This is a genomic window from Mycobacterium sp. (assembly GCF_032161845.1).
GTDB lineage: Bacteria > Actinomycetota > Actinomycetes > Mycobacteriales > Mycobacteriaceae > Mycobacterium.
This window is the reverse complement of the sequence record NZ_JAVRQA010000438.1, coordinates 1-9,924: the sequence shown is the minus strand read 5'-3', so window position 1 is coordinate 9,924 and position 9,924 is coordinate 1. Positions and strand designations below refer to the sequence as shown.

8 protein-coding genes are annotated in these 9,924 nt (G+C 66.0%); 3 read left to right on the top strand and 5 right to left on the bottom strand.

Annotated elements, in window-relative coordinates:
- Positions 1-1,440, top strand: a 1,440-nt coding sequence (locus QOD90_RS23980; RefSeq protein WP_526353765.1) for a phenylalanine--tRNA ligase subunit beta, incomplete at its 5' end; no start/stop codon positions are given.
- Between the two features lie 6 nt (positions 1,441-1,446).
- Here the strand turns inward: QOD90_RS23980 and QOD90_RS23975 are convergent.
- The 4 genes from QOD90_RS23975 to QOD90_RS23960 form a co-directional block, all read right to left on the bottom strand.
- Positions 1,447-2,658 carry a cytochrome P450 gene (locus tag QOD90_RS23975; protein ID WP_526353763.1) on the bottom strand — a complete coding sequence of 404 codons (1,212 nt, stop codon included), beginning with the start codon at positions 2,656-2,658 and terminating at the stop codon, positions 1,447-1,449.
- Positions 2,659-2,719: 61 nt separating this feature from the next.
- Entirely contained in the window at positions 2,720-3,550 is an 831-nt protein-coding gene (locus QOD90_RS23970) for an SDR family NAD(P)-dependent oxidoreductase (RefSeq protein ID WP_526353761.1), read from the bottom strand.
- Positions 3,547-4,488, bottom strand: coding sequence for an alpha/beta hydrolase (locus tag QOD90_RS23965; protein WP_526353759.1), 942 nt, complete (start codon positions 4,486-4,488; stop codon positions 3,547-3,549). Before QOD90_RS23965 ends, QOD90_RS23970 begins: the two co-directional genes overlap by 4 nt.
- Before the next feature lie 54 nt (positions 4,489-4,542).
- Positions 4,543-6,021 (bottom strand): flavin-containing monooxygenase, encoded by a 1,479-nt coding sequence (locus tag QOD90_RS23960; protein ID WP_526353757.1) that lies wholly within the window; start codon positions 6,019-6,021, stop codon positions 4,543-4,545.
- Between the two features lie 132 nt (positions 6,022-6,153).
- On the opposite strand from QOD90_RS23960, the gene QOD90_RS23955 reads away from it, so the two are divergent.
- A complete protein-coding gene (locus QOD90_RS23955) occupies positions 6,154-7,215 on the top strand; it encodes a helix-turn-helix transcriptional regulator (protein WP_526353755.1) in 1,062 nt (353 codons plus the stop codon).
- Here QOD90_RS23955 and QOD90_RS23950 read toward each other — a convergent pair.
- Complete coding sequence (locus tag QOD90_RS23950; protein ID WP_526353753.1) at positions 7,172-8,647, bottom strand: WS/DGAT/MGAT family O-acyltransferase; 1,476 nt, start codon at positions 8,645-8,647, stop codon at positions 7,172-7,174. The two genes, QOD90_RS23955 and QOD90_RS23950, sit on opposite strands and share 44 nt — an antisense overlap.
- 157 nt (positions 8,648-8,804) lie before the next feature.
- Between QOD90_RS23950 and argC the strand changes: the two genes are divergently transcribed.
- Complete coding sequence (argC, locus tag QOD90_RS23945; protein WP_526353752.1) at positions 8,805-9,854, top strand: N-acetyl-gamma-glutamyl-phosphate reductase; 1,050 nt, start codon at positions 8,805-8,807, stop codon at positions 9,852-9,854.
- Positions 9,855-9,924 lie beyond the last annotated feature (70 nt).

Here is a 9,924-nt window from a genome sequence, read left to right as displayed (position 1 = left end):
GTGTCGCGGACTCAGCGGCGGCTGCATCTGGTGAGCGAGGCGAGTCGTCGTTACGAGCGCACCGTGGATCCGGCGATCTCCGTCGCCGCCCTCGACCGTTGCGCCACCCTGCTCGCCGAGATCGCCGAAGGCACCGTCGAACCGACGCTCACCGACTGGCGCGGTGACCCACCCCGTGACGACTGGTCGCCGGCAGCGATCACCATGCCGGTGGATCTGCCCGACCGGATGGCCGGCGTCGGGTACCCCGCGGGTACCACCGTACGACGGTTGACCCAGATCGGTGGTCGGGTAACGGCTTCCGACGCACTGGTGACGGTCGTTCCGCCGAGCTGGCGCACCGACCTCGTGCAGCCCGCCGACCTCGTCGAGGAAGTTCTCCGCCTCGAAGGCCTCGAGAAGATTCCGTCGATCTTGCCGACCGCCCCCGCGGGACGTGGGTTGAGCCTCACCCAGAAGCGTCGACGTGCCATCGGGAAGTCCCTGGCGCTCAACGGTTTCGTCGAGATACTTCCGACGCCGTTCCTGCCCGCGGGCATCTTCGACACCTGGGGACTCGCCGCCGACGATCCGCGGCGCGCCACCATGCAGGTGCTCAACCCGCTCGAGGCCGATCGGCCGCACCTCGCCTCGACACTTCTACCGGGACTGCTGGAAGCGTTGGTGCGCAACGTGTCTCGCGGCGCTCCTGACGGTGCGCTGTTCGGCATCGAACAGGTGGTCCTCGCGACACCGCAGACCAAGGCGATCGAGCCGCTCCCCGTGGATCGCCGACCCACCGAGGCCGAGATCGCGCTCATCGACGCCGCACTGCCAAGGCAGCCACTGCACGTCGGCGCCGTCCTGGCCGGGCTTCGGGAACCCGCCGGTCCGTGGGGGCCTGGGCGCCGCGCCGATGCGATGGATGCGTTCGAGGCCGTGCGCATCATCGGACGGGCCAGCCACGTCGAGTTCGAGTTCCGTGCCGTGCAGCATCTCCCGTGGCATCCGGGTCGCTGCGCGGAGATCGTGCTCGACGGCACCGTAATCGGGTACGCCGGTGAGTTGCATCCCGCGGTCATCGAGCGCTCGGGGCTGCCAAAGGGCGTCTGCGCCTTGGAGCTCGACCTCAGCGCCGTTCCCGTCGTCGAGCCGTTGCCCGCTCCCGCGGTGTCACCGTTCCCCGCGGTGTTCCAGGACGTCAGCCTGATCGTCGCCGACGACGTCGCCGCGCAGTCCGTCGTCGACGCCGTGCGCGACGGTGCAGGTGAACTGCTCGAGGACGTCCGGATCTTCGACGTCTACACCGGCCCGCAGATCGGCGTTGGCAACAAGTCGTTGGCGTTGGCGCTGCGGTTCCGCGCTCCCGACCGCACGCTCACCGAGGACGAGGCGAGTGCCGCGCGCGACGCGGCCGTCGCTGTCGCCGTCGAGCGGGTTGGGGCCGAGCAGCGCAAGTAGGGAACGCTAGGCGACGTAGTTGGGGCGGACGAGCAATCTGGCCGGACTGCGGCCAAGGATCTGCCGCCACGGAATGTCCGCCGGATCCTCGGTCAAGCGCAGCGGGGGGTCGACCGCCATGACGGCGCGTAGCGACTCCTCCACCGAGATCTTCGCCAGGGCCGTGCCGAGGCAGTAATGCGTGCCAGCGCCGAAGTTCAGCAGTTTGGCGGTATCTGGTCTAGTGAAACGGTCGGGATCGAACTGATCGGGCTCGCGCCAGGCCGATTCGTCGCGGCATGCGGCGGCGATGCACAGGAAGACCATCGAGCCCGCCGGGATCGTCGTGCCGTGCAAGTCGATCGGTGCCAGTGCGGTCCGAGGGATGATCGGGATGCTCGGCTCCATCCGCATGGTCTCCTCGGCCGCGCTGGCGAGTCGGACGTCGTCCGCTTGGATGCCGGCTAGCTGCTCCTGATGCTGGAGGGCGACCAAAGCGCTGCAGGGTATCTGGCTACCGGCCGTATCGTGACCGGCGACAAGCAGATTCGCGATCATGGTCACGGTTTCGGTGTGGTTCAGACGCTCCCCGTCCATCTCGGCAGCGCGCAAAGCGGTGACGAGATCGCTCCCTGGGTCCTCGGCACGACGGGTCGTCAACTCGTCGACATAGGTCTTCAACTCTGTGATCGCCCGCGTCGCTTCCTCGATTTGTCCGGGCGTCATGACGAAGAACACCGGGCTCAACGCGTCAGCCCATTGCCTGAATACCTCGACATCGGAGTCCGGTACGCCGAGCAGGCGGCAGATCAGTCGCGTCGCCAGCGCCGAGCAGGCTACGACGAGATCTCCGCCGTCGGGCACGGACGCGACAGCGGCGGCGGACATCTCGGCGGCCGTTGCTCGCAGCGCCTCGACGGATCGAGGCGTGAACGCTCGCGAGACAAGCGATCGAATGCGGCGGTGATAGTCACCCTCGGTGGTGAACATCAGCCCGCCGTACCAGTCGCGAAGGGGTCCATCGGAGATGCCCATCATGTCGAACAGGCTCAGGCCTATCCCGGGGAGTCGCTGGTCGTGGGCCAGAGTTTCGACGTCGGCTTGACGAAGCACAACGGTGGCGCCGGTCATTTCATCGGTGGCGAGTGGGCCGTTGCTTGCCGCCTCGCGTAACACCCCGTGCAAGTCGCCTGCGAAGTTTCCACTGAGATCGATCAGCGGGGCCGTGTTCATCGCCATGATTCCCCCGAAGTTAGCTGATGAGAGTCAAATCATATGTCCAACGTCCCTGCCGGGTGTGTCATTTCGCCCACGGAAAGAACCGCGCCACCGCGGTGGCGATGACCCGCTGATACGCCGGCCCGATTGTGCGTGCCAGCACGTCGAGAGCCTTTGCCTCCCAGCCGATCACCACTCGGGCGCGACCCTTGTCGACCGCGCCGATGATCGTGGTGGCGGCCATTTCCGGCGTATGGATGGCCATGTGCTTGTCGAAGAACTCGGCAAAGCTCTGCGCGTCTTGTCCCTCGGCGACCGTGGCATTGCGGGCGACGGCGGTCTTGATGCCGCCCGGGTGCACGCACGTGACCTTTACCGGGTGCTTGGCGACCAACATCTCCTGCCGTAGCGCCTCGGTGAATCCGCGCACGGCAAACTTCGCCGCGTTGTAAGCGCTCTGGCCCGGCACAGCGATGAGCCCGAACAAGCTCGAGATGTTCACGATGTGCCCATCACCGGAGGCGATCACATGTGGCAGAAAGGCCTTGGTGCCGTTCACGACACCCCAGAAGTCGATGTCCATGACTCGTTCGATGTCCTTGAACTCTGACTTCTCGACGTCGCCGTTGTAGGCGATACCAGCGTTGTTGTAGACCTGGTTGACCGTGCCGAAGTGGGTCATGACGGCGTCGGCATAGGCCAGCACCGCTTCGCGCTCAGCGACATCGAGGCGGTCGGACTTCACCGTCGCGCCGAGCGCTTCAGACCTACGGACCGTTTCGGCCAGGCCGTCGGTGTCGATGTCGGAGAGCGCGAGTTTGGCGCCCTTCGCGGCCAGGTTGAGCGCCAGCGCTCTACCGATGCCAGAGCCGGCTCCGGTGATGACGGCGACCTTGCCTTCGAATTGGTTCATCGGGCTACGACCTTCGCGTTGTCGAGGTGAACTTCGGATTGCCCGAGCACGTGGTTGCGCAGCTTCGCGCCGAGGTCGGATACTGCGTCACGAGCTGCCGGCAGAACGCTGACCTGCAGGTGGAAGACGTGCCAGAGGCCATCGAACAGTCGATGATCAAGGGTGCCGGTGCCCGCGGCAGCAACGGCCTTCGCAATGACGGTCGCGTCGCCACGGAGCGGATCGTCACCGGCGGTGTGCATGACGATCGGCGGCAAGTCGGTCATATCGCCGTACGCCGGAGAAATGCCCGGCGACATCGGATCGATGCTTCCCGCATAGGGCACCGCCCACTCGGCGGTCATCGCCGGAATGATCAGAGGATCCCGCAGCTTTGGCCGCAGGCCGTCGATGTCGGTGGAGAGGTCCGCCCACGGGCAGATGAGGCCCAGCGCCGCAGGCACGGCGATTCCGCGATCGCGCAGCGTCATGGCGAGGGCTAGCGTCAATCCGCCACCAGCCGAATCACCCACGATGACAGTGCGTTTCGGATCGAGCCCGTCGTCGAGCAACTGGGAGTACACCGCCGCCATCTCTTCGAGGGCCGCGGGGTATGGAGCTTCCGGCGCACGTGAGTAGTCCGGGATGACGGCGGTCATGCCGGCCGCCTTGGCAAGGTGTGCGACCAGGCCGCGGTAACCCTTGGCGCTACCCAGCGCGTAGCCGCCGCCGTGCAGATAGATCATTGTTCCGTTGGGCCCGCCCAGCGGTGGCCGGACGCGCTCGACGGCGACGCCGGCGATGTCGACGCGGCAGAGGTTGGTGCCTCTCGGGGGACGCGCGGCACTGGTCAGCAGGTTGACCATGGCGCGCTTGCGATTGACGGAGATGCGCCGGGAGGCGAACAGTGGTCGTGCGACTCGCAGCCCGGCCCGGATGACGTGCTTGTTGATGTTCATGATGACCCTTCGAGGAATGCGTTGGTGTGCAATGGGTTAGAGGCGCGCTCGTGCTCAGACGGAAACCGCGTCTGCCGGTGTCTCGTCGAACTGCAGGAGGCTGTCGTCGACCGGGTCGTCGAGCAGCATCTTTGAGTCCTTGCCGTAATGCATGAGCACCTTCCACGGGTTCTTCGAGCCCTGCCGTGGCCAGATGTCCTTGGAACGCTGCACGTAGCCCGATTGCAGCTGGTCCACCATCCCGATCTCCATCGCGGAGTGATCGGCATCGCGCGGAGTTGCGATCGTGTGGCCGTTGTCGTCCATGTGCTTGAACAGCCGGCACAGGTATTCGCCGGCAATGTCGGACTTCAGGGTCCACGGCGCGTTGGTGTAGCCGAAGACCCATGCCAGGTTGGGAATGTCCTCGACGAGCACACTCTTGTACGTCATCTGGTCGTGCAGCTTGCGGGACTCACCGTCGACCCAGAGCTCCATCCCGCCAAGCATCTGGATCTCCAGGCCGGTCGCGGTCACGATGATATCGGCCTCGAGTTCCTGGCCAGACGCCAACAGGATGCCCGTCTCGGTGAACGTGTCGATCTGATCGGTGACGATCGACGCCGCACCGGAGGCCAGAGCCTTGAAGAGATCGCCGTTCGGCACCGCGCACAACCGCTCGTCCCATGGCATGTACTTAGGGGTGAAGTGGCTCATGTCGACCGACGGGCCGAGGTGCCGCTGGACCTGCCAGAGCAGGAACCGGCGCATCTGAGCAGGCCAGCGCTTGCAGGCCAGGTACAGGTAGCGCTGGAAGGCGATGTTGCGCCTGCGCGCGAACCGGTACACCCACTTGTCCGGAAGGAAGCGACCAAGGACCTCCGAGATCTTGTCGAGAGCGGGTATCGAGAAGATGTACGACGGCGAACGCTGCAGCATGGTCACGTGCTCGGCGTCGGGGGCCATCGTCGGGACCAGGGTGACCGCCGTTGCGCCACTTCCGATTACGACGACCTTCTTGCCCGTGTAGTCCAGGTCTTCAGGCCAGTGCTGGGGATGGATGGTTTGACCCTTGAACCGGTCAAGGCCGGGGAAGGTGGGCAGAAAGCCCTTGTCGTGGTTGAAGTAGCCAGTGCAGCTGACGAGGAAGCCGGCGGTGTACGTGCGCATCTGGCCGGTCGCCTCGTGCAGGGCGGTCACCGTCCAGCGGCTCTCGGCGGTTGACCAGTCGGCGGTGAGGATCTTCACGCCGTACTGGATCTTCTCGTCGATGCCGTACTCGGCCGCGGTGTCCGCGATGTACTCGCGGATCGATGGGCCGTCGGCGAGGACCTTCAGTTCCTGCCACGGCCGGAACTTGTATCCGAAGCTGTACATGTCGGAGTCGGAACGGATGCCGGGGTAGCGGAACAGGTCCCAGGTGCCGCCAAGGCGCTGACGTCGCTCCAGCACCGCGATCGACTTGTTCGGGTGCTCGGCGCTCACCTGGCAGGCGGTGCCGATACCGGACAGGCCGGCGCCGATGATCAGGACGTCGAAATGCGGTGCGTTCATGTGTGCTTCCTCGCGCTTCTTGCCTGCTCGGTCCGCAGGACGCTGTAGAAACAGAATGGGTGACGGCACCGCCGCGGGTATTGACGGTTTCCGACACGTTTTTGTCATTTCCCGACAGGGGGAGTTGATCGGATGGCCAGCCTTATCCGCGCCACCAACCTGTGGGGGTACGGCGACCTGATTCGGGAGCTCGGCGCCGACCCGGCGCCGTTCCTGTCGCGCTTCGGCATACCGTCCGGGGTGGAGCGCCAGGAGGACGCGTTCATCTCCTTCGAGCCGTTCGTTCGAATGCTGGAAGCCAGCGCCGCCGACCTGCACTGTCCCGACTTCGGGCTTCGCCTCTCGCGCTGGCAGGGCTTGGACATCCTCGGACCGATCGCGGTCATCGCACGGAACGCCCAGACGGTGCTGGACGGGATGGAGTCGGTCGCGCGGTACCTGTATGTCCACTCCCCGGCGCTGACCCTGAGTGCCGCCCCGCTGACCCCCGACGGTGACGTCAGATTCACCTTCGAGGTAGTCGAACCGGGTCTGCCCTACGTGCGCCAGGGGTACGAGTTGAGCCTCGCCAACGGCGTTCGCATGCTTCGCCTCATGGGTGGCCCGGAGGCTCGTCCCCGCGCCATCTCCTTCTTGCACGAACAGTTCGGCCCGGCGGCCGTCTACCGCGAAACACTGGAATGCCCCGTCCTCTTCGGACAGAGTTGGTGCGGGTTCGATCTACCCCGCCAGCTTGCGGGTCGCCGCATCGTCAGTGCCGATCCCGAGACGAGACGCATCGCAACGAAATACCTCGAAACCCATTACCTGCCAAGCGCTGCCACGCTGTCCGATCGGGTGGCAGAGATGGCTCGGCGGTTGCTGCCCACCGGGCAATGCAGTGTGGACGCGATCGGAGGCGAACTCGCGATGCATCCCCGGACGCTGCAACGGCACCTGGCCACCGAAGGCGTGCGCTGCCAGGATCTGATCGAGCGGGAGCGCCGCAACCATGCGGCGCGGTACCTCGCCGACCCGCGGTTCCATCTGAGCCAGATCACGGTCCTGCTCGGCTACACCGAGCAGAGCACGTTCAACCGCTCTTGTCGACGTTGGTTCGGCAAGACACCTCGGCAGTACCGAGCCGAGCTACCGGTATCGCCGCCGCGCATCACGAAGGGTTCGGGCACACGTCGCGAGACCCGGGCAAAGTAGTCAACTCGCTGATCTGGCGATCCAACTCTTCGACGAGGGCCTGCGCCAGCAGGTCGCTGTCGGGAACCTGCTCGCCGTCGACCGTGATGCCGATGTTGAGGCTATCGAGATAGCTGAACAGTGTGATGTTCAAGGCGATTCCATCGACGATGGTCGAGACGGGATAGTTCGCGAGGACGCGGGCTCCGGCAAGGTACTGCGGTGTCCGCGAACCCGGAACATTCGAAATGATCACATTGGCAGCCGGTTTCACCGATCGTGAACCCGCGAGTCTTAGTACCGTGCGCATCGCCGGGCCGAAGAGAACCGGAGGCACCAGGTCGTTGGCTTGCTGCATGAGGTTGCGCGGCTGGGCCGCCTGTTCCTTCTTGGCGCTCAGCAGTGAATTGCGGCACGCGGTGATTCGCGCCGCCGGACTTGCCTCGTCGGTAGGCAGGGCCACGACCATGGTGGCGACCTTGTTGCCGAAGGTGCCGCGCTCGGCGGGCGTCCGGACCGAGATCGGAACCATGGCGAGCAATCGCTCGGGCGGCAGTTCGTCCTTGGCGGCAAGCCAAGTCCGCAGGGCCCCGGCGCACAGGGCGACGACTATGTCGTTGACGGTCGCGCCGTAAGCGTGCTTGAGCTGCATTACCTCGGGCAGTGGCAGGCTCACCAAGGCAAGCCCCCTATTTGGCGTGATGCGGGCATTGAACGCGGTGCGCGGTGCGACCATCGGCGGTGCCTCGGATCGTTTCCGCCGCAACAATCGTCCGGCGACGCCGGTCATCACCGAGACGCCAGGGAGCGACCGAATGGTCGCTACGTCGTCCAGGTGGGTAAGGGCGGGGCGGGCGGCCTTGGCCGCGGCGACCTGTTGTCGGGGGACGTCGGTTAGTCCCCGCAACAACATCCCCAGCCGGTTGGGAACCGCCTCCGCTACCCGAGCCGAAGCCGCTTCGATGTGGCGCCCTCGTGGCGCCTCGTCGAGCAGAGTGCTCAAGATCTCGCCACCCGACACCCCATCGACGGCCGAGTGGTGCAGTTTGATCAGCAGCGCTACCCGGTCATCGGACAAACCGTGGATCAGGTAGGCCTCCCACAACGGCCGGGCACGGCTCATCGGCTCTGCTGCGAGGCGCGCTACCTGTTCGGCAAGAGTCCGCTCATCGCCGGGTGCCGGCAATGCGAAATCACGCACGTGATAGTCCAGATCGACCGTGCCGTCGACCCACGACGGGTGTGCCACGTTCAAAGGGACCTCCGCCAATTGCCACCGCAACGGTGCGAGCAGGTGTATCCGGCTCGCGAACAGCGACTTGACGGCGTGGCGGGTCAATCGACGCCCGTTCGCCCTCTTGCGTTCGAGAATGGCCAGGGCTGAAACGTTGGCGACGGTGCGATCGTCCTCGGTGGCGAGGAAAAAGGCATCGAGGCTCGTCAGTCGACGCATGGTGGTGGTCCTCACTAGTTGGGGCCGAAGTGGTTGCCGGCGTTGGCGCTACTGTGCAGGGCAGGTGGTCCACCGGTCTTGTCGCGGTGCGACAGACTTTTGACTTTTCGCGACTGCACGCCCACCGATTAATGAATTTGCACCCAAGCGCATAACCATGCAGAATCGCCGCATGACTTCTGTGGCAGTGGCGGGCGCCAGTGGCTACGCGGGCGGCGAGATCCTGCGCCTCCTGCTCGGCCACCCAAGGCTGCTGGACGGACGCCTGAGCATCGGTGCCTTGACCGCCGCCGCGAGTGCAGGCACTAGCCTTACCGAGCACCATCCGCACCTCCTTCCGCTCGCCGACAGGGTCCTCGAACCGACCGATGCGGGCGTGCTGGCCGGCCACGACGTGGTGTTCCTCGCCCTGCCGCACGGGCATTCCGCCGCGCTGGCCGAACAACTCGGTCCCGACACCCTGATCGTCGACTGCGGTGCCGACTTCCGGCTCACCGATCCGGCGGCCTGGGAGCGGTTCTATGGCTCGGCGCACGCCGGCAGCTGGCCCTACGGCCTGCCCGAACTCCCCGGCGGCCGCGAGGCCCTACGGAACACCAAGCGCATCGCCGTCCCCGGCTGCTACCCGACGGCCGCCCTGCTCGCCCTGCTACCCGCGCTCGCCGAGGATCTCGTCGAACCCGCCGTGACGGTCGTCGCGGTGAGCGGCACCTCAGGGGCGGGCCGCGCGGCGAAGGTCGACCTCCTCGGCTCCGAAGTCATCGGTTCGGCGAGGGCGTACAACGTCGGCGGAACGCACCGGCACACCCCTGAGATCGCACAGGGCCTGCGGACGGTCACCGACAAGCACGTCACCGTCTCCTTCACGCCGGTTCTGATCCCGACGTCGCGGGGCATCCTCGCCACGTGCACGGCCCGTACCGACGCCTCGCTGTCGCAGATCCGCGCGGCCTACGAAAAGGCTTACGGTGGTGAGCCGTTCGTGCACCTGCTCCCCGAGGGCCGACTCCCGACGACCGGTTCGGTGATCGGCAGCAACGCCGCGCAGGTCGCGGTCGCCGTCGATCCAGACGCCGGCGTGCTGGTGGCGCTGTGCGCAATCGACAACCTCGTCAAGGGAACCGGAGGGGCGGCTGTGCAGTCGATGAACCTGGCGCTGGGCTGGCCGGAGACGGAAGGACTTTCGATCGTGGGTGTGGCACCGTGAAGCTCGTACGCAAGCAAGGCGTCACCGCACCGTCGGGGTTCCGCGCGACGGGTATCTCGGCGGGCATCAA